This window comes from Microvirgula aerodenitrificans DSM 15089, assembly GCF_000620105.1.
GTDB lineage: Bacteria > Pseudomonadota > Gammaproteobacteria > Burkholderiales > Aquaspirillaceae > Microvirgula > Microvirgula aerodenitrificans.
Genome location: NZ_JHVK01000004.1, coordinates 215,916 through 241,885, shown reverse-complemented (window position 1 = coordinate 241,885; position 25,970 = coordinate 215,916). Strand labels below are relative to the sequence as shown.

Here is a 25,970-nt window from a genome sequence, read left to right as displayed (position 1 = left end):
CAAGCATCGCGTCGTCTATCAGCCCGGGAAGCGCTCGCGGTCCGCCTGACGCAGCCGGGCAATTCGTCCGGCGGTGTCCGGGTGGGTCGATGCCCACTCCATGTTCCGCTGGTGCGCATCCGCCGCCGATGGCGCATGTGCGGCGTCGAGCCGGCCAAGCAGCGCGGCCAGCGGCGCGGCGTGCAGGCCATTCATATGCAGCAGCCGGATCGCGTATTCGTCGGCCTCGGTCTCGTCGTCGCGCGAATGGCGCAGTTCGAGCCAGGTGGCCGGCAAGACCGCCAGCAGGCTGGAGAAGTCGCCGAGCCAGAAGGCGAATGCGCTGCCGACCACCGTGGTCTGCACCATCTGCCGCAGCGCGTGTCGCCGGTCGACGTGGCCTGCCTCGTGCAGCAGCACACCGATCAGCGCGTCGTCATCGCGGCTCAGGGCCACCAGTTCGTCGGTCATGACCAGCGTGCCGCCCGGCAGGGCAAAGGCATTGGGACCGATGTCACTGGCGCGGAACAGCAGCGGCCCGGCCCCGGCCGGCACACCGTCCAGCGCGGCGAAACGCGCCCGCAGCGCCGCCTGCCGGCTGGCCGGCAGCGTGGTCGGACGCATCAGGCTGCGATCGAGCAGGTCGAGCGTGGACGCATCCATCACCGTCGTGACCGAATCCGGCACGGCGGCGGCCAGTTGCGCCGACACCCATGGCAGGGCGAAGCGGTAGCCTCCGACGATGACGGCGACCATCAGCAGCAACGCCAGCAGCGCGGCCCGCCAGTGTTGCTGCCAGCGGTCGATGCGGCTGGTGCGCATGCCGGCCTGCACCAGCAGCCGTTCCAGCCCCTGCTGATCGTCGACTTCGCACAGGCTGCCGTCGGGAAAACCGAGCTGGTGCGGGGCATGACGGTGGGCATCGGACAGCTGCACGCTGCGCGGTGCGACCTCGAAGGCGATGCCGTCGCCCTGCACCTGCAGCGCGCCATGGCGGAACGACAGCACCACCGCGCGGGCCTGCGCGGTCTTGCCGTCGAACAGACGGGCATCGACCCTGGCCGGGCCGGCCGGATCAGAGACTGATATCGATGTCATACCAGTCCGTCATGGCGTCGCCAAGCGCAGAAACATCTTGCGTCTGGCCGGCGGCGAAGCTGTCGAGCGGCACGCTGGCGGCCACGCTGACATGCTGCAGCCGGTAGCGCAGCAGACGGATGCGGGCGAACGGGTAGAACAGGCCCAGGGTGACGATCATGCCCAGCAGGTTGGTGACCAGAATGGCCAGCAGCGGCAGCGTGCGCACGTCGCTGCGGAAGCGCAGCGCGTCGTCGCCGAGCGTGGTGCCCGACCAGACCAGGTTCTGCAGCGATGCCACCATGAAGGCGTTGATGGCGAAGATCCCGGCATAGGCCGGCAGCGCGATCATCAGCAGGCTCGACACGGCCGGCATTTCCAGATTGCCGCCATCCAGCAGGATCGAGGTCAGCGTGGCGACAATGACGCCGGTGACGATCAGCATGCCGATCACGGCGAACATCAGCCCGTACACGCTGCCGGTGCGCAGCCGGATATGGAACGGGGTGCTGCCGTAGCGGGAGTGCTCATGCTGGTATTGCTTGAAGCGCTGGTAGGCGATCGGCGCCAGCAGGCCGCACGAGACCAGGGCCAGCACCGGCCACAGCAGCAGCGTCCGGTAGGCGCCGGCCAGCCGGCCATCGAAACCGAAGCGCAGGCCGCGATGGCTGGTATAGGCCATGCGGAAGCTCAGCGAGCGCATGATCAGCCAGGGCAGGACGGCGACGAACAGCGCGCTCAGTACCAGCGACAGCAGCGGCAGGATGCCCTCCAGCACCTGCGTCACCACCACCAGCGCGAAGACGATGATGCGGCCCTTGAGGATGGAGAGCGGGTTGCCGTGATAGTCGAAACCGTGGCCGTCCAGCTGCGTGTTGCGGTACAGGTAGCGCAGCGTGCGCACCTTGGCCCAGGCGGAATAGATGCCGAGGGTGAGGATGGACAGGAACAGATTGACGATCCAGATGCGGAAGTATTCGCTGCCGGTTGCGGTGAAAGTCAGCGGCGTGGCGTCGGCCATCGGTGCGTCGTCGGGTATAAAGGTCATAATTTGCATGATTTTTTGATCGAGACGGCATGGTAGCAAGGCTTGCGGCGCTCCGGGATCGGATGAGTCCTAAATTGCGCGGCCGGCGCTTGACAGCGTGCAGCCGGGTGCCGACCATCGCGACCCTGTCCGTTACCGTCGATAAAACGCCATGCCGCGTGCCGATCTCCTGCTGGTTGAACTGGGTTTTGCCTCGTCGCGCACTGCCGCGCAGCGGCTGATTGCCGCCGGGCGCGTCAGCGTCGCCCGTCATGATGGCGCCCATGTCCTGAAGAAGCCGAGCGATACGCTGCATGCCGGCGACGATATCGTCGTCACGCCGGACCCGGCCGACCGCTATGTGTCGCGTGGCGCGCTGAAGCTGGCCGGTGCGCTGGCACAGACCGGCGTGCGTGTCGACGGCGTGATCGCGCTGGATGTGGGCCAGTCGACCGGCGGCTTCACCGACTGCCTGCTGCAGGCCGGTGCGGCACGGGTGGTCGGCATCGACGTCGGCCACGGCCAGCTGCATCCGCGCATTGCCGCCGACCCGCGCGTGGTGGCTTTCGAGGGCATCAATGCCCGTGCCCTGGACCTCGACGCCATTCGTGCCGCGGCCGGGGCCGGGCATGTCGACCTGATCGTGTGTGACGTGTCCTTTATCTCGCTGACCCTGGCGTTGCCGCCGGCCCTGCCGCTGCTGGCGTCCGGCGGTGTGCTGCTGAGTCTGGTCAAGCCGCAGTTCGAGGTCGGGCGTGACGGCGTCGGCGGCGGCGGCATCGTGCGTGACGAGAGTCTGTACGCCGGGGTGGAAACCCGGATTCGTGCGTTGCTGGCCGAACACGGGCTGCAGGTCCTGCACTGGCTGGACAGCCCGATCCTTGGCGGCGACGGCAACCGTGAATTCTTCGTGGCAGCCGTGCGCGACTGAGCACACGGCGGTCATTGCCGCCGGCTAACCCGGCGTGCCGCGCAGGGCGGTGACTTCGTCCGCCGTCAGTTCGCGCCACTGGCCTTCGGCCAGGTCGCCCAGTGTGACCGTGCCCACGGCAACCCGGTGCAGCGCTTCGACGCGATTGCCGACGGCGGCCAGCATGCGCTTGACCTGGTGGTAGCGGCCCTCGCCAATGACCAGCGTCAGCCGGCGGGCGTCGACGCGTTCGCACTGCCGCGCGGCGACCGGTGCCGGATCGTCGCGCAGCACCACGCCGCCGAGCAGCGCGTCGATCTGCGCGTCGTCGATCTCGTGCCGGCAGGTGACCAGATAGGTCTTGGGCACGTGGTGGCGTGGCGAACTGATCCGGTGCAGGAGCGGTCCGTCATCGGTCAGCAGCAGCACGCCGGTGGTGTCCTGGTCCAGCCGGCCGACCGGCTGGACGCCGCGTGCGGCAAACCGGGCCGGCAGCAGCGAGAACACGCTGTCGTGGGCCTGTGGCTCGCGCGAACATTCATGGCCGGCCGGCTTGTGCAGCAGCAGGTACAGCGATGCGCGCCAGACGGCGGCTTCGCCGTCCACGGCATGGTGCAGGCCATCCGGCTCGAAGGTGGCGGTCGGCCGGGTGACGATTTCGTCGCCGACGGTCACCCGTCCGGCGCGTATCCACTGCTGGCACTGCTTGCGACTGCCCCAGCCCTGGCTTTGCAGCAGGCGGTCGAGCTGCATCAGACCCGGGCGAGATTGCGGAAGGCCAGCGCCGCCTGTCTGGCGGCTTCAAGTGCGGCGGCCAGGCGTTCGTTCGGGACCGGCAGGGACGGGGAAGGTGACGGGATCGGCGAAGTCATGGTGCAGTGCAGTAAAAAGAGTGGCGCGGAGCATAGCGCTCCGGGCGGGCCGCTGCAAGCAAGGGGTTGATATGACAGCGGTTTTCTGTTGCGATTACGCAACCGCGTGTGTCATTGCACAGAAAGGGCGAGGCGACGAACGGCATATTCTCACTACCGCCTTCTATAACGAATCTGGACTGTTCCCTCCCAACTTTGCGGGACATCATGCGCAACCGGCTTTTCCATGCCCAGGTCTACCTGGCCTCCCTGTTCGTCGTGCTGATCCTGGCTGCCGGCGGCATCCTGACCTGGTCGCACTATCGCGATTCGACCCGGATGCTGCTGGATGCGACCACGCATATCTTCACCGCCTCGTCCGACTCGGTGCAGGTGCATCTCGACCAGGCAATGAGGCCGTCCGGGACCCTGTTGCGCCAGCTTGGCCAGGGACCGCTGGCCCGGGCCGGGTCGCTGGCGCAGCGCCAGGCCTCGCTGCCGGTCCTGCTGGCACTGCTGAAAGACTTTCCGCATCTGTCTGCGCTGTACGCCGGCTACGACACCGGTGATTTCTTCCTGGCGCGGCGGCTGGACAGCGCGGCCCTGCGCGAGCGTCTGGACCTGCCGGCGGAGGCCGCTTTTCTGGTACAGAGCATCGAGCACCGGCCGGATGGCGTGGCCGATGCGCGCTGGATCAGCTACGACAGCCGGGGCAATGAAATCGCCAGCCTTGCCCGGCCCGGTTATGTGTTCGATCCGCGCACCCGGCCGTGGTACCAGCATGCCGTCCACAATCCCGGCCTGCATACCATGACCGGGCCGTACCTGTTCTACACCAGCGGTACGGCCGGGATGTCGTTCGCGCGCGAAGCCGTGCCGGGCGTGGTGGTCGGTCTGGACATGGAACTCAGTGACCTGTCGGCCCTGCTGACGCGGCAGAAGGTGTCGCCGAGTGCCGAGATCGTGCTGTTCAGCGCCCAGGGCAAGGTGCTGGCCTACCGCGGCGACCCCGGCCATCCGGCGGCGACCCCGGCCGGCAAGCCCGAGCTGCCGGATCTGGACGCGCTGGGTTCGGCACCGCTGGCGGTCTTCTCCCGCCATGCGCTGAAACCCGGCGAAACCCACTTTCAGGTCGATGGCCGGGACTGGTTTTCATCATCGAGTGCGCTGGCGACCGGACATGGTCCGCCGCTGTATCTGGCGGTGCTGGCGCCGATGGACGAATTGCTGGTGGCCGCGACCCGCCAGCGCAACCAGTCGCTGCTGCTGACGGGATTGCTGGCACTGCTGTTGCTGCCGGTGTCGTGATGGATCTCGCGCCGGGTGTCACGGCCGCTGGCCGAGCTGGCCGAGCGCACCCGGGCGATCCACACCTTCGATTTTTCGCAGTCGGCGCGGGTCCGGTCGCGGGTGCGCGAAATCGACGACCTTGGCCAGGCGCTGGAATCGATGCAGGGGACGATCCGCAATTTCCTCAATATCGGTCTGGCGCTGGTGCGCGAGCGCGATGTCGAGTCGCTGTATGCACGGGTGCTGCAGGAAACGCTGGATGCGAGCCAGGCCGGTGCCGGCGTGCTGTATCTGCTCGACGAGTCGGCCGCGCACCAGCTGCTGCCGGTCGGCAGCCGGGTGGCGGGGGGCGGGCAGCCCATCCTGCCGTGCCTGTTGCTGGAACAGTATCCGGATGCTGCGCTGGCCCGGGCCCTGGCCAGCGGCGAGACCTCGATCGAACGGCTGGCGGCCGCATCGCCGGCGCTGGCGTCGTTCGGCCCCGGGCTGACGGCACTGGCCGGTACGGACGGGGTGACGCTGGTGGCGGTGCCGCTGAAAAACCGCGACGGCCGCGCCATCGGTGCGCTGGCGCTGTTTGTCGGCGAGGCGGCCAGTGCCAGCCATGAGCGGATCGCCTTTGTCGAGGCGCTGTCCGGGCTGGCGGCGGCGATGATCGACAACCAGCGCTTGCTGGCAGGGCAGAAAGGGCTGCTGGAGGCGTTCATCAAGCTGGTGGCCGGGGCCATCGACGCCAAGAGCCCGTATACCGGCGGCCACTGTCAGCGGGTGCCGGAGCTGACCAAGATGCTGGCGCGTGCGGCCTGCGACGCGAACAGCGGGCCATTCGCCGACTTCCGGCTGTCCGGCGACGAGTGGGAGGCGATTCATATCGCCGCCTGGCTGCACGACTGCGGCAAGGTCACCACGCCGGAATACGTGGTCGACAAGGCGACCAAGCTGGAAACACTGCATGACCGCATTCACGAGGTCCGCATGCGCTTCGAGGTGCTGAAGCGCGATGCCGACATCGACTACTGGCGCGGCGTGGCCGAAGGCGGTGAGGCGATGCTGCTGGCCGCCGCCTGCGACGCGCGCAAGCGCGAACTGAACGACGAGTTCGCCTTTGTGGCCGCCTGCAATATTGGCGGTGAATACCTGTCGCCGGACAAGATCGAGCGCCTGCAGCAGATTGGCGCCCGCCACTGGACCCGTACGCTGGACGATACGCTCGGCATCAGCCAGGACGAGGCGCGGCGCAAGGGCGCGCGCATCCCGCCGCCGGTGGCCGAAGCGCTGCTGGCCGACAAGCCGGAACACCTGTTCGTGCGCAAGGAAGCCGAGGTCCATGGTGAAGGTAACCCGTGGGGATTCCGGCTCGAGATTCCCGAGTACAAGTACAACCGGGGCGAGCTGCACAATCTGTCGGTGTCGCGCGGCACGCTGACGCCGGAAGAGCGCTACAAGATCAACGAGCACATCGTCCAGACCATCATCATGCTGTCGCAACTGCCGTTCCCGCCGCACCTGAAGCAGGTGCCCGAGATCGCCGGCGGCCATCACGAGAAAATGGACGGCACCGGCTACCCGCTGCGGCTGAATGGCGGGCAGATGAGCGTGCCGGCACGCATGATGGCCATTGCCGACATCTTCGAGGCGCTGACGGCCGTCGACCGGCCGTACAAGGAGGGCAAGACGCTGTCGGCGGCGCTGGCGCTGATGCGCGGCATGCGCGACGGCGGGCATATCGACCCCGATCTGTTCGCGCTGTTCCTGACCAGCGGCGTATACCGGCGCTATGCCGAGCGCTACCTGCGCCCGGAGCAGATCGACGAGGTCGACGTGGCCCGGCTGCTGGAGCCTGCCCCCGCGCCTCCGCAGGGTTAGCCGGCCCGGCAGTCCGCCAGTGCCTCGCGCGCGGCAGCGGCGTTGTCCTCGATCCACGCCCAGTCGCGCCGCTGCAGGTGGTCGCCGGTCGCGATCCAGCCGGCGCCGATGGCGGCCACGCCATCCTGGGCGATAAAGCTGTCGGCATTCAGCGCGTCGACGCCGCCGGACACGATGAAGCGCAGGTCGGGCAGGGCCTGGTGGAAGGTGGCGACCTGGGCGACGCCACCCTGGATCGGCACCGGCCCCAGCCGTACCCGGCTGAAGCCGGCTTCGCGGACCGCCATCGCTTCCGAAATCGTCGCCACACCGGGCAGGTAGAGGACACCGGCGTGACTGCGTGCCACGGCCTGCAGGCTGGGCGTGCTGCCGGGGCTGGAGATGAAGCGGGCCCCGGCTTCGACCGCATGGGTATAGGTGGCGGCGTCGATCACGCCGCCGATGCCGACGACCATCTGCGGGCACTGGGTGGCGATGGCGCGAATGGCGGCCAGGGTGTCGGCGCCGTGCCAGCGCAACTCGACCAGCGACAGGCCGCCGGCGCTCAGTGCGCGCGCCAGCGGGACGGCGTCGAGCGGGTCCGGCAGCGACACTTCGGGAATCAGCGGTACTCGGGCGAAATGGGCGTCTAGCGGCATGGGCGCATCCTGGGTTGGCATGAGGGGCCGCGCGGGGCGGCGGGCTGTTCGCATGGTGAGGGCGGCCGGCCCGGTTACAATACGGTTTTGACCCGTTGCCCGTCTGCCGGATGACTCTCTCTTCCCACGCTGTTACAGCCCGCATTATCGCGCCCGTTGCGCCGCTTGCCCATGTCCGCTGAGGCGCCGCTGATCCATTTCGAGACCCGGGGGCAGGGCTCTGACGTCGTGCTGCTGCATGGCTGGGGCCTGCACGGCGGCGTCTGGGACCGGATTGCCGACCGGCTGGCCGAACAGCATGCCGTGCATCTGGTCGACCTGCCCGGCCATGGGCTGAGCCCGGCCCCGACCCATGCCACGATCGACGCGGTGACCGGGCGGATTGCCGACGCTTTCCCGTTGCCGGTGCACGTGGTCGGCTGGTCGCTGGGCGGTCTGGTCGGCCAGCACTGGGCGGCGACCCGGCCCGATGCCGTGCGTTCGCTGGCGCTGACTGCCACCAGTCCGCGCTTCGTGCGTGCGCCGGACTGGCCGCATGCGCAGGAGGCGGCGCAGATCGAGGCGGTCGGCGCCAGCCTGGCCACGGCGTTCGATGCCACGCTGACCCGCTTTCTTGCATTGCAGACCCTGGGTTCGGACTCGGCGCGCGAGACACTGGCGACGCTGCGTCGCGACCTGTTTGCCCACGGCCGGCCGCAGGGGCTGGAGGCGATGCTGGAGGTGCTGGTCCGCAGCGACCTGCGGGCCGACGCGGCAGCCATCGCCTGCCCGACCCTGTTGCTGTTCGGTCTGCGCGACGCCATCACGCCGATCGGCGCCGGCCGCTGGCTGGCCGGGCAGATCGCCGATTCGCGGCTGGTCGAGTTTCCGCGTGCCAGCCACGCGCCGTTCCTGTCGCACGAGGCGGATTTTCTCGCCGCGCTGACGGCGTTCTTGACGGAACATGACTGACCCGACCGTCCGTCCCGTGGTGGCTTGGCATCCCGGCCGGCCGCCCCCATCTATCCGCGTTATGGTTTCCGACAATGCGCATACTCGCCCGTCGCGGGCAGGCTGAATCCGATGAGCTCTGAATCGTTCTACACCGACAAATCGCGCGTCCGCGCCTCGTTCGACCGTGCCGCGCGCAGCTATGACGGTGCCGCCGTACTGCAGCGCGAGGTGTCGGACCGCATGGCCGGCCGCCTTGACCTGATCCGGCATGCGCCGGGGGTGATCCTCGATGCCGGCAGCGGCACCGGCTATGGCGCGGCAACCCTGCGCGACCGCTATGCCGATGCGCGGGTGGTCGAATTCGATCTGGCGCTGTCGATGCTGCAGGCGTCGCGCGCCAAGCAGATGCCGGCCGGCCTGCTGAAGAAGCTGTTCACCCGGGCGCCGGCCCAGGTCTGTGGCGACCTGGAAAACCTGCCGCTGGCGACCGGCTCGGTCGATATGGTCTGGTCGAACCTGGCCGTGCAGTGGATGAATACGCCGGACCGGGTTTTCGCCGAATTCCATCGCGTGCTGAAAGTCGACGGCTTGCTGATGTTCTCGACACTCGGTCCCGACACGCTGAAGGAACTGGGCGCCGCCTTTGCCGGTGTGGATGCCGCTACCCACGTCAACCGCTTCATCGACATGCACGATCTGGGCGATGCGCTGGTGCGCGCCGGTTTTGCCACGCCGGTCATGGACATGGAAAAAATCGTGCTGACCTATGACGACGTAAAAGGCGTCATGCGCGACCTGAAGGCCATCGGCGCGCGCAACGCGACCGAGGGCCGCGGGCGCGGGCTGATGGGCAAGCATGCCTGGGCACGGGTCGAGGCCAACTATGAGCAGTGGCGCCGGGAAGGACGGCTGCCGGCCACCTATGAGGTGGTATACGGCCATGCCTGGCGACCGGCCGCAGCGCCGAAGCGCAAGCTCGACGATGGCCGGGACATTGTCGAGTTCATGCCCCGGCGTCCGGCGTAGAATGGCCGGGCATCAGCTTCCCTTCACCTGTTTCCTTCACGCTGGCGGCTTTTCGCCGCCCGGTCTGCCCATCATGCAACGCCGTCGTTTCCTCGCCGCTTCCCTGTTCCTGCTGCTTTCCGCCTGCGCGACCACGCCGCCGCCGGAGCCGGTCACCCCGCCGGCGGCACTGCCCAAGCCGCGCATTGCGCTGGCGCTTGGCGGTGGCGCGGCCAAGGGCTTTGCCCATATCGGCGTGATCAAGGTGCTGGAAGCGCATGGCATCCATGCCGACATCGTCACCGGCACCAGTGCCGGCAGCGTGGTCGGCAGCCTGTACGCGGCCGGCTACAGCGGCTTCCAGTTGCAGAAGGTGGCCCAGCAGCTCGACGAGGCCGACCTGCGCGACCTGACCGTGTCCAGCCAGGGTTTCATCAAGGGCGAGGCGCTGCAGGCTTACGTGAACCGGCTGGTCGGCAATCGCAATATCGAAAAGCTCGGCAAGCCGTTTGGCGCCGTTGCCACCGACCTGTCGTCCGGTCGCCGGGTCGTGTTCCGGCGCGGCAATACCGGCCAGGCAGTGCGTGCGTCGTGCAGTATCCCGAATGTGTTCATCCCGCCGGTGATCCAGGGGCGTCGCTATGTCGACGGCGGCCTGACCAGCCCGGTGCCGGTTTCGGCCGCGCGGGAAATGGGCGCAGACCTGATCATCGCCGTGGACATTTCCGCCCGCGCCCGCAACGGCAAGGCCGAAGGCTTCCTCGGCCTGCTCGACCAGAGCGTGACCATCATGGGCGAGCGGCTGCTGAACCAGGAGCTGAAGGATGCCGACGTGGTGATCCACCCGTCGGTCGGCCAGATCGGCGGCGCCGATTTCGACGCGCGCAACCGCGCCATTCTCGAAGGCGAAAAAGCCGCGCAGCAGATGATGCCGCTGATCCGTGCCCGCATCGATGCCAAGGCGCGCGAACTGGCCGCCGCGCAGGCGGCAACCCGGACCGTCTCCCGCTAGCGTCTGGCCCCGTGGCCGCATTCCGGGCGACAATCCCCGTTTTCCCCTTCTAGCAAAGAACACGACGCCATGATCGGACGCCTTGCCGGCACCCTGCTGGAAAAACACCCGCCCCAGATTCTGATCGACGTCGCTGGCGTCGGTTATGAAGTCGACGTGCCGATGAGCACCTTCTGCCTGCTGCCCGCGCCCGGCGCGGCGACCACGCTGTGGACCCATCATGCGGTGCGCGAGGACGCGCAGCTGCTGTACGGCTTCGCCAGCCGCGCCGAGCGTGAAGTGTTCCGCCAGTTGATCCGCATTTCCGGTGTCGGCGGCAAGCTGGCGCTGGCGCTGCTGTCCAGCCTCAGCGGTGACGAGCTCGCGCTGGCGGTCGAGCGCGACGACATCAAGGCGCTGTCGCGCGTGCCCGGCATCGGCAAGAAAACCGCCGAGCGGCTGATCCTCGAACTGCGCGGCAAGCTGGTTGCCTCCAGCGGCGTGCCGTTGCCGATGGTCGCCGGCAATGCCGTCAGCGAGATCGACCCGCGCGACGACATGGTCAACGCGTTGCTGGCACTGGGCTACAACGCCCGCGAGGCTGATGCCGCGCTGAAGGGCGTGCCGGCCGGCACCGACGTCGGCGCCGGTATCCGCATGGCGCTGAAGGCGCTGGCAAAGGGCTGAGCATGAAGTGGCCGGGCTGGATCGCAGCGGCGGTATTCGTCGCGGTGGCGACAGGACTCAATACGCCGCAGATGGCCGCGCTGGACCAGTCCGTCTTCCGCGGGCTGGCCGCTGCGCCGGCGCCATTCCTGTCGTTCGCCTATGGCTGGGATCTGGCAGGCAAGGCGCTGCCGACACTGGGCATCGCCGCGCTGGTGGCGGCACTGGCCTGGCGGGCCGGCCGGCAGCGCGATGCAGGGTTCCTGATGCTGGCTGCTGCAGGGGCCTGGGGCGTCAATGGTGCGCTGAAACTGGTGGTCGAGCGCCCCCGGCCGCCTGGCATGGCGGATGTCGGTACCTTCGGCAGCTCGTTCCCGAGCGGTCACGCGATGGGCACGACCGCCCTGTATGCCGCACTGGCCTGGCTGCTGGCGTCCCGCCTGCAGCGTCCGGGCGCGCGGATCGCCGTCTGGCTGGCGCTGGCGGCCTGGCTGACGCTGACCGCCCTGACCCGGCCGGCGCTGGGCGTCCACTACTTCAGCGACGTGCTGGCCGGCACCGCCGCCGGGCTGGCCTGGGTGGCGCTGTGCGTGAGCTGGCACCGGCGGCGCTGAACGAACCGTCTGAGAACGAAAAAACCCCCCGCTTTGCAGCGGGGGTTTTTGTTAGCGGGCTGCGCCGGTCAGCGCATCACCACCGTCTGGACCTTCAGCGCCTGTGCGACTTCGCGGGCGCGGGCCGGGCTGACGAACGGGCCGAGGCGGACCCGGTACAGGCCGTCACGGTCCACGATCTCCAGATCGCCTTCCTGGTTCTCGTCATTGATCATCGCCTGCAGCCGGGTACGCTGCGCTTCGGCATTGGCCTGGCTGCCGAAGGCACCCAGTTGCAGCCAGATACCGGCCGAGTCCATCGACTTGCGGGTCGTGGTGGCGACGGTATCGTTGGCGATGGTCGCCGGACGCGACACCGGCATCAGCGCCGAGGCGAACGGACGGGCATCAGCCGGCTTCGGCAGGTCGTTGGCGGCCAGGCGGGTCGTGCTGTTCACCCGGTCGTCCGGCCATACGCGTTCGACGCTGACACTGGCGCTGCCGGTGTCGACGTAGCCGAGCTTGTAGGCGGCCGCATACGACAGGTCGATCAGGCGTCCCTTGTGGAACGGGCCGCGATCATTGATCCGCACCACAACGGTCTTGCCGTTGCGCTTGTTGGTGACGCGGACAAAGCTGGGAATGGGCAGGGTCGGATGCGCGCCGGTCATGGCGAACATGTCGTAGGCTTCGCCGGACGAGGTCCGCTTGCCGTGGAACTTCTTGCCGTACCACGAGGCGGTGCCGCTGGCCTGGTACGGTTTGTTGCTGGTGTCCGGTGTGTAGTTGACGCCGAGGGCGGCGTACGGACGGTTGGCCCAGCGATGGTTGGGTTCATCCACCGGAATGGCGTCGGGGATGCTGTCGAGGTTGGCCGGGACCAGGTCGCCGGGACCGTCGTCTAGGTAGTAACCGCCGCCCTTCTTGGCGGGGATGAACTTCTTGCCGGCGTACTTGCCGGCGGAAGCGGTCTTGTTGTTCGGTGCCGACGATGTAGAACAGCCGGCAAATATCAGCGTGCTCAGCAGCGCGAGCCACAGCCATCGTAAAGGCTTCATCGGCACTTTCCTTATGCTGTTGCGCGGGGTGCGCAAGGTTGATGGGAACGGGATGTCGCTAATGCTCTTTCTGTAACCCGAGGACATGAATGGCTTGATAGGCGAGGCCAGCGGCCCGCCACAAGCGTTACTGGACGAACGGCAGGCAAAATGCTGCACTGCAACCCGTCATTGACCCGCCGCCCGCGTCGGGCGGGGACGTGTCAGGCGGCGCCGGAAAATCCGTGCTGCCGCCAGGCTTCGAACACCGTCACCGCGACGGCGTTTGATAGGTTCAGGCTGCGTTGCCCTGCCCGCATGGGCAGTCGCAAGCGCCTGTCTTCGGCAAATCCCGCCAGCACCGGATCGGGCAAGCCGCGGGATTCCGGACCAAACACGAACACGTCATCGGCCTCGAGCGCAACGGCATCGGGGCGACGGTTCGCCCTGGTGGTCATGGCAAACATGCGGCGACCGGACAGCGCCTGTTGGCAGGCGTCCCAGTCGCGGTGAACGGTCATTGTCGCGTACTCGTGGTAGTCGAGCCCGGCGCGACGCATGCGGGCATCGTCCAGCGGAAAGCCCAGTGGCTCGACCAGATGCAGCTCGCAACCGGTGTTGGCACAGAGGCGGATGACGTTGCCGGTATTCGGTGGAATTTCCGGCTCAAAGAGGACGACGGCGAACATGTGGAAAAGATTGTGCAAGCGCATCAAGGGCTTGGTCAAGCCAGCCCCCCTGCCGGCACGGCAAAAACGGGGCGCGCGAGGGTCACGGCCGGGTCGTCGGCAATGGATTTTCACCGTTGGCGCCGATTTGGTGGTAGGCGGTTTCCGCAGCGGCCTCGCTGGCGCCCGGCGTGCGCGCCAGCACCCAGCCGTCGACACGGGCGGCACCGGCGCGCAACAAGGCGCGGGTTGCCGCCGACAGGGTCGCACCGCTGGTGACGACGTCGTCGAACAGGGCGAGGACGAGTCCGTCCAGCCGGCCGTTGACGGCGAAGGCACCGCGAGGATTCCGCCGTCTCGCGGCCAGTGTCAGCCCGGCCTGGGCCGAAGTGTCTCTGATCCGCAACAGTTGCCGGTCGATGACGGGAATCTGCAGCCGGCGGGCAAGCGGACGGACCATTTCCTGGCTCTGGTTGAAGCCTCTTTGCGCCTGTCGGGCCGGGTGCAGGGGCATGGGGATCACCGCATCGACCGGGGCGACCCGTCCGGACAGGCCCTGTACCGCCAGTTCGGCCAGTGCGGCCACGCTGGCAAGGTCATGACCGTATTTGCAGCGGTACAGCAAGGCGTCGAGCGGGAACGCCAGCGTCCAGCCGGCCGTCAGCCGGGCAAAGGCCGGGGGATGGCGCAGGCAGCGCGGGCATGGCAAGGCCGCGGGCGACGGGGCGGCGCAGTGCGGGCAGGCCGGAGACGGCGGCCGCAGCAGCGCGTTCAGGCAGGGGGCGCAGACCGGATTGCGGGCGCTGGCAGCACAAAAGATGCAAATCTGTTCAAAATTTACACAATTGTTCAGAAAATGGTGCAGCCAGTTTGACAGCGTGATGTGCTTCATCGACGATGACCCCCATTCCGTCAGACAACGACACGAGCAAGTATCCGCCATGAACACACCGTCCCGTCCGCTGGAATTCCAGCAGCCCGCCACGCCGCATCCCCAACTTGAATACTGGAGTGTGTGCAAGGTCGAGGCCCTGTTCGAAACGCCATTCCTCGACCTGGTCCATCGCGCCGCAGAAGTGCACCGTCGCCTGTTCGATCCGCGCGCGATCCAGCTGTCGACCCTGCTGTCGATCAAGACCGGCGGCTGCCCGGAAGACTGCGGCTACTGTCCGCAGTCGGCCCGTTTCGATACCGGTGTGCAGAGCCAGAAGCTGCTGGATGTCGAAGAAGTGCTGGAAAAGGCCCGGCTGGCCAAGGCGCGCGGCGCCAGCCGTTTCTGCATGGGGGCGGCCTGGCGCGGCCCGAAGCAGAAGGATGTGGACAAGGTCAGCGAAATCATCAGCGCGGTCAAATCGCTCGGCATGGAAACCTGTGGCACCTTCGGTCTGCTGAAGCCGGGCATGGCCGAACAGCTGAAGGAATCGGGCCTCGACTACTACAACCACAACCTTGATACCTCGCCCGAACACTACGAAGACATCATTCATACCCGCGGCTTCGACGACCGCATGGATACGCTGGGCAAGGTGCGGGGAGCGGGGCTCAAGGTCTGCTGCGGCGGCATCGTCGGCCTGAACGAAACGCGCAAGGAACGCGCCGGCCTGATCGCCAGTCTGGCCAACCTCGATCCGCAGCCGGAGTCGGTGCCGATCAACCAGCTGGTCAAGGTCGAGGGTACGCCGCTGGCCGATGCCGAAGAACTGGACTGGACCGAATTCGTGCGCACCATCGCCGTGGCGCGCATCACCATGCCGACCAGCTTCGTGCGCCTGTCGGCTGGCCGCCAGCAGATGCCGGAAGCGATGCAGGCCATGTGCTTCATGGCCGGGGCCAATTCCATCTTCTATGGTGACAAGCTGCTGACCACCGGCAACCCGGAAGCCGACCACGACGCCGAACTGATGGCCAAGCTGGACCTGTACCCGTACCAGCAGCCGGAAGCTGGCTGCTGACGTGCCGCGTCCTGCCGAACTGGCCGACCGCCTGGCCGACCTCGACGCGCGTTACCGCCGTCGCCGGCGTCCCCGGGTCGACAGCCCGCAGGGGCCGCATATCGTGGTGGATGGCCGAACGTACCTGACGTTCGCCAGCAACGACTATCTGGGCCTGGCCAGTGACGCGCGATTGATCGACGCACTGGCCGACGGGGCGCGCCGCTTTGGCGCCGGCAGCGGATCATCCCATCTGCTGACCGGACACCTGGCGGCGCATGACCGGTTCGAGCGGCACTTTGCCGATTTTGTCGGCCGCGAGGCTGCCCTGCTGTTCTCAAGCGGCTATCAGGCCAATACCGGTGTGGTCGGTGCGCTGGTCGGGCGCGGCGACACGGTGTTTTCCGACCGGCTCGCCCATGCGTCACTGATCGACGGCTGCCGTCTGTCCGGCGCCGAACACGTGCGTTTTCGCCACAATGACCTCGACGGGCTGGAAAGCCGGCTGGCGGCCCATCCCGGCGGCGCGCGGCTGATCGCCGTCGATGCCGTCTACAGCATGGATGGCGATCTGGCGCCGCTGGCCGACCTGCTTGCGCTGGCCGAGCGCTACGATGCGTGGCTGTATGTCGACGATGCACACGGCTTCGGCGTACTCGGTGACGGTGGTCGCGGCAGCCTGGCTGCCGCGGGGCTGGACAGTCCGAATCTGGTGCAACTGGCCACCTTCGGCAAGGCGGCCGGTCTGGCCGGGGCGGCCGTGGCGGGCACGGCCACGGTGATCGACTGGCTGGTCAACAGTGCGCGCACGGCAATTTTCACCACGGCCTGTCCGCCATCGCTGGCCCACGCGCTGACGGTGATGCTCGATGTGGTCGGTCAGGCCGATGAACGCCGTGCCGACCTTGAGGCGCGCATCGTGCAGCTGCGAGAGGGTGCCGCTGCCCGCGGCCTGGCGCTGCTGCCGTCCCGCACCGCGATCCAGCCATTTCCGTGCGGCGACGACGCCGCGGCACTGGCTGCGGCCGCACGGCTGCGGGAACGCGGCATCTGGGTGCCGGCGATCCGCCCGCCGACGGTGCCGGTGGGCAGCGCACGCTTGCGGGTGTCGCTATCCGCCGCACACAGCGCGGCCGATGTCGAGGCGTTGCTGGACGGCTTGAGCTGATCACTGCGAGGGAGAGCGCCGGCGCGGCGCTCTCCACTTCGTCTTATCTGGGCTCAGCGTGGCGTCAGGTCGTCACCAAGGTCGGGCATTTCGTCCGGCCACGGCGTGTCCGGCTCGGGTTCCGGTTCCATGGCGGATGGCGGCATCACTTCCTCGTCGAAGCTCAGGTCCGGCAACTCGAAGGCCGGCGCCGGCGAAGCGGCCGGTGCGGGAACCGGCTCCTGTTCCTGTTCTGCTCCCGCCGCCGGTTCCTCTGGCAGCGACAGTGACGGGGGCGCCTTCGGCGTCAGTTCGACCAGTACCTCGACCAGATCTTCGGCGCCTTCGACCGGTTCGCCACGCTGCACGCTGCCAATCATGTCGACCAGCACGGCAATGATGTCGGCGCCGATTTCCAGTACCGGTTCCGGGTGGAAGCGGCTGGCATCGAGGGCAGCGGCGAAGGCGGCAGCCAGCGAGCCCAGTGCGGTTTCGCCGGCCGCTTCGGCCTCGGCGGCCAGTGCCTGGGCGGCCTGGACCATGTCGTTGTCGATGCCGCCGCCGGCAGAGGCGCGCGAGCGGCCATGGATCAGTTCGGTCAGGTGCGCCTGAGCGGCGACGCCCAGCGCGGCGCGCTCGATGGCCGCGTTGCTCGGTACGTCGGCATCGGTGGGCGCTGCATACAGGTGTGGCACCTCGGCAAGCGAAATCGAGGCTGGAGCGGGAGGTGGCGCCGGAACCGGGTCGGCCGGCGTGGCCGACAGCGATTGCATGTCGGCAGCCAGCTGCTGCAGCTCGCCTTCCGGCAACGGGGTTCCGGCCTGTGGCATCTCGGTCAGCGCGCGCTGATGCGCTTCCAGCGCCTCGATATCGTCCTCCCCCAGTTTCGGCCAGCGCTTCAGACAGTCAGTCAGGTTGTCGAGCGCTTCGGCAACCCGTTCGCCCTCGTCGGCCGCGGGGCCGCAGACCGGCAGCTCATCGGCATGCGTCAGCAGCGCGCTGGCCAGCCTGGCCAGCGCCGGGGTGCCGAGGGACGGCAATCCGTCATTCAGGGTGACCAGCGCGTCGCGGAACAGATTGAAGTGCGAGGTGCTGCCATTGGCGATCCGCTGCCAGTTCGACTGCAAGGCGGCGGCCAGTGCGGCGAAGACGGCGGCCTGCGGGTGAGGCTCGATCGACAGCGCCTGGCGCGGTGCGGCAAACGGGGCGCTGGCGATCAGCGGCAGCTCCGGCAGCGGGGCGGGTACAGGTCGCGGCGACTCGGGGATACCGGTTTCCGGCGCGGCGTCGGCGGCCGGGCATTCATCGCCGATCGACAGTTCGGGGATATCGGTGGCTGGCAGTGCATCGCCGATGGACAGTTCGGGGATGGCTGCTGTCGGCGCGTCATCGGTGGGCGGGAGTGCGTCACCGATCGTCAGTTCCGGGATACCGGTTTCCGGCGCGGTGTCGGCGGCCGGGAGTGCATCGCCGACGGACAGTTCGGGAATGTCGGCTGCCGGTGCGGCGCTGGTGGTCGGGAGTGCATCGCCGATGGACAGTTCGGGGATATCGGCGGTCGGCGCAGCATCGGTGGCTGGCAGTGCGTCACCGATGGACAGTTCGGGGATATCGGCGGTCGGCGCAGCATCGGTGGCTGGCAGTGCGTCACCGATGGACAGCTCGGGAATGTCGGCTGCCGGTGCGGCGCTGGCGGTCGGGAGTGCATCGCCGATGGACAGCTCGGGAATATCGGCTGCCGGCGCAGCGTTGGTGGCTGGCAGTGCATCGCCGATGGACAGTTCGGGGATGGCTGCTGTCGGCGCGGCATCGGTGGCTGGCAGTGCGTCGCCAATGGACAGTTCGGGGATGGCCGCTGCCGGCTCGTTGATCGGCAATAGCGGGGGAACTTCCATCCGGGTCGGCAGCGCATAGCTGCTGGACGGTGCAACCCAGCGCACCGACTCGAGCCGCTCATGAACCGGCGCGTCTGTCCCTGCATCCGGAACGGCCCAGTCCAGGGACAGGTCGGGGATATCGGCATCGGGCTGTGGAGGAGCGATATCGTCGATGGTCGGGATGGCATCGACCGGGTCCAGCGTCGGGATGGCCGACACCCCGGATGGTGGCGGTATCGCGTCGTCGACAGTCGGGATGGTATCGACCGGGTCCAGCGTCGGGATGGCCGGCCCCCCGGATGGTGGCGGTATCGCGTCGTCGACAGTCGGGATGGCATCGACCGGGTTCAGCGTCGGGATGGCCGGTGCGGCCGGCGCCGGTGCATTCAGGTGGCGGCGCAGGGCCGCGGCCGTTTCGCCACCGCCGGTTACGCTGATGCGCTGCCATAGCGACAGGGCCAGCGCCTCGGGCAGGGTAAAAGTCTGCGTCGCCAGGCTGCGCACCTGTTGCGACAGGGCATTGAGAATTTCGCGCGTGGCCGGCGACCGGTCCTTGCACGATTCCAGCGCGCCTTCGGCCAGCCAGCAGAATTGTCTGGCGACCGGATCGCGCTGCAGGCTGCCGAGCACGGCCAGTGTTTCGCGCATCAGATCCATTGCCTGCTGGTGGCCGGTTCGTCCCCACAGCAGCAGGCCGCGTTCGAACTGGTGCTGCTGATCGGCCGCCAGCTGCGCGCGCGATTCGGGCGGCACGTCGAGTGCGATCAGGAAGCGGGGGGCGGGGCGGGACAGGCGTTCGGCTAGCTCGGCGGCATTCATAGGAGGCAGGGTCGTTGCGGCGGCAGTGATGTCGTCGGTCAATTGATCGGTCAATGACAGGGGATATTAAACGAGGTTGCCGACAAACCCTACCGGTGTGCTACCGACGGCTGACTTTGTGGCCGGTTCCGGCATGAGTGGCAAGACGATATTCAGCTTCACAGCGTATGCTTGCCGGATTTTTCCGAAGCCATGCGCCTGCCCGTCAGGTGCGTGGTCGACCCCTGATTTTCACCGGCTCGATATCCTGCCCATGCCCCGTTTGCTGCCTGTCCTGTTGACACTCCTGATTGCCGCCTGCTCCGGTGGTGCCAGGGATGACGGTCCGAAGGGGCCGCCACCGGTGTCGGTTTCGCTGGAAACCGCCCGTATCACGCCGATCGAGCAGCGCGCCCGTGCGCTGGCCGTGGTCGAGGCGATCAATGCGCCCGACGTGGTGGCCGAGGTCGACGGCCGGGTGATTGCCGTGCTGGCCGACGTCGGTCAGTCGGTACATGCCGGTCAGCCGCTGGCGCGGCTGGATTCGGCCGATGCTGCCAGCAAGCGGCTGGCGGCCGAAGCCGATGTCGCCCGGCTGGCCGCGCTGGCCGGGCAGGCGGAGAGCGAATGGCGTCGCGGCCGCGAACTGGCCGGACAGTGCTTCATTTCCGCGTCGGCGGTGGACGACCTGGCCGCCAAGGCGCATGCGGCGCGGGCGCAGCATGCGGCAGCCAGCGCCCAGGCCGCCCAGGCGCGTCGCGATGCCGCGCGGACCACGGTGCTGGCGCCGATCGCCGGTCGCATCGATGCCCGTCTGGTCGGCGTTGGCGACTACGCCACGGCCGGCAAGCCGCTGTTTGTGCTCAGCGGCGAACAGGGCGGTCTGCGGCTGCGGCTGGGACTGACCGGGCGCGATCCGCAGGCCATCCGGCCGGGACTGACGGTGCGGGTGTATCGCGACAATGCCGGTCCGCTGGACGTGCAGGTCAGCGATGTGCGCCCGGCAGTCGACAGCAACAGCGGCGCAATCATCGCGCTGGCCGCCCTGCCGGCCGGCAGCAGCCTGACCGCCGGCCAGGCATTGCCGGCAGATCTGGTGCTGGCCCGCCGCGACGCCCTGTCGGTGCCGCAGATTTCGGTGGTCGACCGGCCGGCCGGTCGCGTGGTCTATGTGGCGGCCGGCAGCAAGGTCTCTGCCCATCCGGCCAAAACCGGGATCGAACAGGACGGTCGCATCGAAATTCTCGACGGGCTGAAGGCCGGCGACCGTGTCGTCGCCGATGGCGCCGGTTTCCTGACCGACGGCGCGGCGATCCGCGACAAGTCGGCACGGCCGGAGGCGGCCAGATGAGCGGCGCACGGCGGAGCCCACGATGAAGATTGCCGAACTGTCCATACGCCGCCACGTGCTGGCGTTCATGATGTCGGCCGTGCTGATCCTGTTCGGCGTGGTCGCCTTCGAGCGCATCGGCATCGACCGTTATCCGAATATCGACCAGCCGGTAATCTCGGTCTCGACCCGGCTCGACGGCGCCACGCCGGAAGTGATCGACCAGTCGGTCACCCAGGCGATCGAAAGCGCGGTCAACAGCGTGCCCGGCGTCGACCTGATCGAGTCGACCTCGCAGGCCGGTCGCTCGTCGGTGAAGATCACTTTCAATCTGGACAAGAACGTCGACGTGGCCTTCAACGAGGTCCAGGTCAAGGTCAGCCAGGCACAGCGCCAGCTGCCCGATGCGGCTGACGCGCCGGTGGTGTCGAAGACCGACGCCAATGCCAGCCCGATCATCTGGCTTGGCCTGACCGGCGACCGTACTGCCAAGCAGCTGTACGCGTATGCGGACACGGTCATCAAGAAGCGGCTGGAGACCATCGACGGCGTCGGCGAGGTCATCATCCGCGGACGGGGCGAGCGGGTGATCCGCGTCGACCTCGATCCGGTCAAGCTGGCCGGCTTCGGCCTGTCGCCGATGGATGTGGACGCGGCCGTTTCGCGTGAGCACCGCCAGGCGCCGGGCGGCACGCTGAAGGAAGGCGACCGCGAATACCAGGTCAACCTGAACCTCGAATACACCACCATCGACGAATTGCGCGAACTGGTGGTCGGCTACCGCGGCGCTGCCGCCATCCGGCTGGCCGATGTCGCCGTGGTGGCCGATGGCGAGGGGGACGTGCGCAGCATCACCCGCTTCAACGGCCAGCCGGGGGTGAATATCGGCATCATCCGCGTGACCAACAGCAATATGGTGGCGGTGGCCGATGGCGTGCTGGACAAGGTCGAAAAGGAAATCGTGCCGGCGCTGCCGCCGGGGGTGAAGCTGACCGTGGCGTCGAACGATTCCAGCTTCGTGGTTGAAATGGTCAATGCGCTGGAAGACCACCTGTTCGAGGGCACCCTGCTGGCTGCGCTGGTGGTATGGCTGTTCCTGCGCAATCTGCGTTCGACCCTGATTGTCGCGCTGGCGATTCCGGTGTCGCTGCTGGGCGCGGTCGCGCTGATGTACTTCCTTGGCTACACCTTCAACACCATTACCCTGCTCGGCCTGCTGCTGCTGATCGGCGTGGTGGTCGACGACGCCATTGTGGTGATCGAGAACATCTGGCGGCTGCGCGAGGAAGGCGAGACCGACAGTTTCCGTGCCGCGGCGGAAGGCAGTCAGCAGGTGGTGTTCGCGGTGATTGCCGCCACCTTCAGCCTGGTGGCGATCTTCGCGCCGGTGGTGTTCCTGTCCGGGCTGATCGGCCGGCTGTTCAATTCCTTTGCCGTCGTGGTCGTCGCCGGGGTGATGGTGTCGCTGTTCGTGTCGGTGACGCTGACGCCGATGCTGGCCAGCCGGATGCTGAAGACCATGCCGCATCATGGCCCGCTGTACCGCCGGCTGGAAGCGGCGTTCCAGCGCCTCGAGGACGGCTACCGCGGCATGCTGCGCTGGACGCTGTCCCATCGCGGGCTGGTGCTGGCGGTGGCTGGCGCCAGCGTGGCCGCCAGCGCGCTGATTTTCATGGTAATGAAGACCGAATTCCTGCCGGAAGAGGACGAAGGCCGCTTCCTGGTCAGCATGAAGACGCCGATCGGGGCGTCAATCGACTACACCGACCGCAAGACGGCCGAGCTGGAGAAGATCATCCGCGCCCAGCCCGAAATCGGCAGTTTTCTGTCCATCATCGGCGGCTTTGGCGGCGGGCAGGTCAACCAGACCACCTTCGTCGTGCGCCTGAAACCCAAGGCCGAACGCCAGCGCTCGCAAAGCGAGCTGATGGCGGCGATGCGCAAGGCGTTTACCCAGGTGCCCGGCGTGCGGCCGTCGGTCTTCCCGTTTCCGCGCATCGGTGAAAGCCGGGGCGGCAAGCTGCAGTTTTCCGTGGTGGGGCCGGCGCTGGATGTCGTCAGCCAGTCTGCCGATGCCCTGGCCACCCGGCTGGGCGCCGACAGCCGCATTGGCCGGCTGGACAGCGACGTCGACCTCGACCAGCCGCAGCTGAAGCTGGATATCGACCGCGCCGCTGCTGCCCGGCTGGGCCTGTCGACCCAGTCGATCAGCGATGCGGTCAATCTGCTGACGGCCGGCACCACGCCGGCACGCTTCTCCGACAGTGGCGAGCGCTACGATATCCAGGTGCGGGCGCTGGAATCATCGCTGGATCGGCCCGATACCCTCGGCGCGGTGTTCCTGCGCGGGCAGGACGGCAAGCTGGTGCGGCTGGACAGCGTCGCGCGCATCCGCCATACGCTGGGCCCGACCCAGATCCAGCGCCAGGATCTGCAATATGCGGTCCAGTTGAAGGGCTCGCCGACCGTGGCGCTGGCCGATGCGGTCAAGCTGGTCGATGCCGCTGCCAGGGCACTGCCGCCCGGTTACCGGGTCGAGTATCTCGGCGAGGCGCGCGAGCTGTCGCGCACTGCCGGTCAGCTGGCGTTTACCTTCGGCTTTGCCAGCCTGCTGCTGTACATGATCCTGGCCAGCCAGTTCAACTCCTTCCTGCAGCCGGCGCTGGTGATGCTGGCCGAACCGCTGGCCGTGGTGGGCGGGCTGCTGTTGCTGTGGATTACCGGGCATACGCTGAACGTGTACTCGGTGATCGGTCTGATCCTGCTGATCGGGCTGGTGGCGAAGAACGCCATTTTGCTGATCGACGTGACCAATCAGCAGCGTGCGGCCGGGCTGGCGGTGGACGAGGCCCTGCTGAAAAGCTGCCCGATGCGCCTGCGGCCGGTGCTGATGACCTCGCTGACCGTGATTCTGGCCATGCTGCCGGCCGCGCTCGGTTTTGGCGCTGGCGCCGAGACCAACGGGCCGCTGGCGGTGGCGGTGATCGGCGGCATGATCAGCTCGACGCTGCTGACCCTGTCGGTGATCCCGGCTGCCTATTCACTAGTTGAACAGTGGCATGCCCACCGCCTGCGCGACCGGAGCGGCAACAAGGCATGACGCGGGACGGGTCGCCGCGCGTATCATGCAGCGATGAACCCAGACCTCGTGCCTCCTTTCGCCGGGCTGACGCCCGATTGCCTGCTGACCGCGCTGGAAAGCGTCGGTCTGCAGGTCGACGGCAGCCTGCTGGCGCTTAACAGCTTTGAAAACCGCGTCTACCAGGTCGGTATCGACGACGGCGCACCGCTGATCGCCAAGTTCTACCGTCCCGGACGCTGGAGCGATGCGCAGATTCTGGAGGAGCACGCCTTCGTTGCCGAACTGGCCGAACGCGAGATCCCGGTGGTGCCGGCGCTGCAGATCGGCGGTGCCACGCTGCACCAGCATGACGGCTACCGCTTCTCGGTATTCCCCCGCCGGGGCGGGCGGGCGCCGGAGCTGGACCGGCCGGAAGTCCTGTCCTGGCTGGGGCGGTTTCTCGGTCGCATCCACGCCCAGGGCGCGGTGCGCGATTTCGGGCAGCGGCCGACCATCGATATCGTCAGCTTTGGCGAGACGCCGCTGGCCTGGCTGAAGGAACACCAGGTCATCTCGGGCGATCTGCACGATGCCTATCTCACGGTGGCGGCGCAGGCGCTGGACGGTGTGCGCCGGGGCTTCGACCGCGCCGGCGATGTGGGCCGGCTGCGGCTGCATGGCGACTGCCACGCCAGCAACGTGCTGTGGACCGATGCCGGCCCGCACTTCGTCGACTTCGACGACAGCCGCATGGGCCCGGCGGTACAGGACCTGTGGATGCTGCTGTCCGGCGAACGTGACGAGCAGCGGCGGCAGCTGACCGACCTGCTGGTCGGTTACGAGGATTTCTGTGATTTCGACAGCCGCGAACTGCACCTGATCGAACCGCTGCGTACCTTGCGCCTGATCCACTACAGCGCCTGGCTGGCGCAGCGCTGGCACGATCCGGCCTTCCCGGCCGCCTTCCCGTGGTTTGCGTCGCCGCGCTACTGGGAAGAGCGCATCCATGAGCTGCGCGACCAGATCGACGCGATGAGTGCGTCGCCGCTGTGGCAGGGGTGACGACAGCCACGCGGGATGGGCACTGGCGGTGACGGTGGCGTCGGTCCGTTCCTCATAGAGTCGTCAGTCAACGACCTGTATCATGCGCCCATGTCGCTATTCCAGGGCCGGTCCGCGGCTTGCCCGGCGTCCGGCTCCCTATTCCAGAAAGTTTTCATGTCCGCTCCCATTACCGAACTGCTGCAGCGTGCAGCGGATCAGCGATCCGACCTGATCGCGCAGCTGCACGCGCAGGATACCAATGCCTATCGTCTGTTCCATGGCAGTGCCGAGGGCCGTCCCGGTCTGTCGGTCGACCGCTATGGCGACCTGCTGTTGCTGCAAACCTTCCACCATCCGCTGGAAGCCGACGAGCATCAGGCCATTCTCGAGTTCTACCAGACCGCCCAGCCCGGCCTGACAGCGGTCTACAACGATCGCAGCGGCGCCAATTCGCGCGTCGGCAACCGGCTGGACCCGGAAGCGCAGGCAGTGGCGGAGCAGCCGCGCCTCGCGCGTGAACTCGGCATCAGCTATCAGATCCAGGCGCGGCATGCCGGTCAGGATCCGTGGCTGTTCCTCGACCTGCGTGCCGGCCGGCGCCGGGTGATGGAGCTGGCCGAAGGCAAATCGGTGCTGAACCTGTTTGCCTATACCTGCGGTGTCGGCATTGCCGCCGCCAGGGCCGGGGCGGCATTTGTCATGAACGTCGATTTTGCCGAATCCAGCCTGGCGATCGGCCGCGCCAACGCCAAGCTGAATGACCTGCCGCACCGTCCGCGTTTCGTGCAGAGCGACGTGTTCGCCGCCGTGCGCCAGCTGTCCGGCATCGGCCAGCCGGAACGGGTGCGCGGCAAGCGCATGCCGCCGTTCCCGACGCTGGAACCGCGCCAGTTCGATCTGGTGTTCCTCGATCCGCCGCGCTATGCAAAGAGCCCGTTCGGCGTGGTCGACCTGGTCAATGACTATGCGGCGCTGTTCAAGCCGGCACTGCTGACCACCGCCCCGGGCGGCACGCTGATCTGCTGCAACAATGTGGCCCAGGTCGATCGCGACACCTGGCTGGCGCAACTGACGCGCAGCGCGGCCAAGGCCGGCCGTCCGGTCCATGATGTCGAGTGGATCGTGCCGGAGGCCGATTTCCCGAGCTACGACGGTCAGGCACCGCTGAAGATGGCGCTGCTGCACGTCTGAAGACTGCTCCGTAGATGGGCACCGACGGTCTCCGTGGCGTCGGTGCACGCCTGACTGACA

At 67.7% G+C, this 25,970-nt stretch carries 22 protein-coding genes; 14 read left to right on the top strand and 8 right to left on the bottom strand.

Translation table 11 applies throughout. The features are described 5' to 3' along the window. Positions 1-18 precede the first annotated feature (18 nt). Both Q352_RS0106575 and Q352_RS0106570 read right to left on the bottom strand, forming a co-directional pair. Positions 19-1,077, bottom strand: a complete 1,059-nt coding sequence (locus Q352_RS0106575; protein ID WP_051528732.1) for a M48 family metallopeptidase — start codon at positions 1,075-1,077, stop codon at positions 19-21. Next, positions 1,055-2,113: a YjgN family protein gene (locus Q352_RS0106570; protein ID WP_051528731.1), complete on the bottom strand. Its 1,059-nt coding sequence runs from the start codon at positions 2,111-2,113 to the stop codon at positions 1,055-1,057. The genes Q352_RS0106575 and Q352_RS0106570 overlap by 23 nt, the downstream gene beginning before the upstream one ends. 142 nt (positions 2,114-2,255) lie before the next feature. On the opposite strand from Q352_RS0106570, the gene Q352_RS0106565 reads away from it, so the two are divergent. Continuing rightward, positions 2,256-3,014 (top strand): TlyA family RNA methyltransferase, encoded by a 759-nt coding sequence (locus Q352_RS0106565; RefSeq protein ID WP_028498655.1) that lies wholly within the window; start codon positions 2,256-2,258, stop codon positions 3,012-3,014. A gap of 24 nt (positions 3,015-3,038) precedes the next feature. On the opposite strand, the gene Q352_RS0106560 is transcribed toward Q352_RS0106565, so the two are convergent. Next, positions 3,039-3,746: a pseudouridine synthase gene (locus Q352_RS0106560; RefSeq protein ID WP_028498654.1), complete on the bottom strand. Its 708-nt coding sequence runs from the start codon at positions 3,744-3,746 to the stop codon at positions 3,039-3,041. A gap of 326 nt (positions 3,747-4,072) precedes the next feature. Between Q352_RS0106560 and Q352_RS22215 the strand changes: the two genes are divergently transcribed. Both Q352_RS22215 and Q352_RS22210 read left to right on the top strand, forming a co-directional pair. Next, on the top strand, positions 4,073-5,152 hold the full coding sequence (locus Q352_RS22215) for a cache domain-containing protein (protein ID WP_051528730.1): 1,080 nt from the start codon (positions 4,073-4,075) through the stop codon (positions 5,150-5,152). A gap of 3 nt (positions 5,153-5,155) precedes the next feature. Continuing rightward, positions 5,156-7,000, top strand: coding sequence for an HD domain-containing phosphohydrolase (locus tag Q352_RS22210; protein WP_308417831.1), 1,845 nt, complete (start codon positions 5,156-5,158; stop codon positions 6,998-7,000). Here the strand turns inward: Q352_RS22210 and Q352_RS0106545 are convergent. Further along, positions 6,997-7,638, bottom strand: coding sequence for a bifunctional 4-hydroxy-2-oxoglutarate aldolase/2-dehydro-3-deoxy-phosphogluconate aldolase (locus tag Q352_RS0106545; RefSeq protein WP_028498653.1), 642 nt, complete (start codon positions 7,636-7,638; stop codon positions 6,997-6,999). The two genes, Q352_RS22210 and Q352_RS0106545, sit on opposite strands and share 4 nt — an antisense overlap. A 171-nt stretch (positions 7,639-7,809) precedes the next feature. Here Q352_RS0106545 and bioH point away from each other — a divergent pair, with 171 nt between their 5' ends. The 5 genes from bioH (at position 7,810) to Q352_RS22205 (ending at position 11,847) form a co-directional block, all read left to right on the top strand. After that, the gene (gene bioH, locus Q352_RS0106540; RefSeq protein ID WP_036385497.1) at positions 7,810-8,589 is read left to right on the top strand and encodes a pimeloyl-ACP methyl ester esterase BioH; all 780 of its coding nucleotides are present in this window, start codon (positions 7,810-7,812) and stop codon (positions 8,587-8,589) included. 111 nt (positions 8,590-8,700) lie between these two features. After that, on the top strand, positions 8,701-9,597 hold the full coding sequence (gene bioC / locus Q352_RS0106535; protein WP_028498651.1) for a malonyl-ACP O-methyltransferase BioC: 897 nt from the start codon (positions 8,701-8,703) through the stop codon (positions 9,595-9,597). A gap of 73 nt (positions 9,598-9,670) precedes the next feature. Further along, positions 9,671-10,588 carry a patatin-like phospholipase family protein gene (locus Q352_RS0106530; protein WP_028498650.1) on the top strand — a complete coding sequence of 306 codons (918 nt, stop codon included), beginning with the start codon at positions 9,671-9,673 and terminating at the stop codon, positions 10,586-10,588. A gap of 69 nt (positions 10,589-10,657) precedes the next feature. Then, positions 10,658-11,254 carry a Holliday junction branch migration protein RuvA gene (gene ruvA, locus Q352_RS0106525; RefSeq protein ID WP_028498649.1) on the top strand — a complete coding sequence of 199 codons (597 nt, stop codon included), beginning with the start codon at positions 10,658-10,660 and terminating at the stop codon, positions 11,252-11,254. A 2-nt stretch (positions 11,255-11,256) separates the two neighbouring features. Further along, positions 11,257-11,847 carry a phosphatase PAP2 family protein gene (locus Q352_RS22205; RefSeq protein WP_051528728.1) on the top strand — a complete coding sequence of 197 codons (591 nt, stop codon included), beginning with the start codon at positions 11,257-11,259 and terminating at the stop codon, positions 11,845-11,847. A 68-nt stretch (positions 11,848-11,915) separates the two neighbouring features. Here Q352_RS22205 and Q352_RS0106515 read toward each other — a convergent pair whose 3' ends face one another. From Q352_RS0106515 to Q352_RS20075, 3 genes are all read right to left on the bottom strand, one after another. After that, complete coding sequence (locus Q352_RS0106515; protein WP_028498648.1) at positions 11,916-12,884, bottom strand: septal ring lytic transglycosylase RlpA family protein; 969 nt, start codon at positions 12,882-12,884, stop codon at positions 11,916-11,918. 203 nt (positions 12,885-13,087) lie between these two features. Further along, positions 13,088-13,552, bottom strand: coding sequence for a tRNA (cytidine(34)-2'-O)-methyltransferase (locus Q352_RS0106510; RefSeq protein WP_028498647.1), 465 nt, complete (start codon positions 13,550-13,552; stop codon positions 13,088-13,090). 82 nt (positions 13,553-13,634) lie between these two features. After that, positions 13,635-14,423 (bottom strand): ComFC family protein, encoded by a 789-nt coding sequence (locus Q352_RS20075; RefSeq protein ID WP_051528727.1) that lies wholly within the window; start codon positions 14,421-14,423, stop codon positions 13,635-13,637. Positions 14,424-14,472: 49 nt separating this feature from the next. Here Q352_RS20075 and bioB point away from each other — a divergent pair, with 49 nt between their 5' ends. After that, a complete protein-coding gene (gene bioB / locus Q352_RS0106500) occupies positions 14,473-15,483 on the top strand; it encodes a biotin synthase BioB (RefSeq protein ID WP_036385495.1) in 1,011 nt (336 codons plus the stop codon). Position 15,484: 1 nt separating this feature from the next. Then, positions 15,485-16,630, top strand: a complete 1,146-nt coding sequence (gene bioF, locus Q352_RS0106495; protein WP_028498645.1) for an 8-amino-7-oxononanoate synthase — start codon at positions 15,485-15,487, stop codon at positions 16,628-16,630. A 53-nt stretch (positions 16,631-16,683) separates the two neighbouring features. Here bioF and Q352_RS0106490 read toward each other — a convergent pair whose 3' ends face one another. Then, positions 16,684-19,347: a FimL-related protein gene (locus tag Q352_RS0106490; RefSeq protein ID WP_156952484.1), complete on the bottom strand. Its 2,664-nt coding sequence runs from the start codon at positions 19,345-19,347 to the stop codon at positions 16,684-16,686. Between the two features lie 211 nt (positions 19,348-19,558). On the opposite strand from Q352_RS0106490, the gene Q352_RS0106485 reads away from it, so the two are divergent. The 4 genes from Q352_RS0106485 to Q352_RS0106470 all read left to right on the top strand — a co-directional run bounded on the left by Q352_RS0106485 (position 19,559) and on the right by Q352_RS0106470 (position 25,910). After that, the gene (locus tag Q352_RS0106485) at positions 19,559-20,635 is read left to right on the top strand and encodes an efflux RND transporter periplasmic adaptor subunit (RefSeq protein ID WP_036385493.1); all 1,077 of its coding nucleotides are present in this window, start codon (positions 19,559-19,561) and stop codon (positions 20,633-20,635) included. 22 nt (positions 20,636-20,657) lie between these two features. Next, positions 20,658-23,714, top strand: coding sequence for an efflux RND transporter permease subunit (locus tag Q352_RS0106480; RefSeq protein WP_028498642.1), 3,057 nt, complete (start codon positions 20,658-20,660; stop codon positions 23,712-23,714). Between the two features lie 48 nt (positions 23,715-23,762). Further along, positions 23,763-24,737, top strand: coding sequence for a serine/threonine protein kinase (locus tag Q352_RS0106475; protein ID WP_244879561.1), 975 nt, complete (start codon positions 23,763-23,765; stop codon positions 24,735-24,737). A 156-nt stretch (positions 24,738-24,893) separates the two neighbouring features. Next, positions 24,894-25,910 carry a class I SAM-dependent rRNA methyltransferase gene (locus Q352_RS0106470; RefSeq protein ID WP_028498640.1) on the top strand — a complete coding sequence of 339 codons (1,017 nt, stop codon included), beginning with the start codon at positions 24,894-24,896 and terminating at the stop codon, positions 25,908-25,910. Positions 25,911-25,970 lie beyond the last annotated feature (60 nt).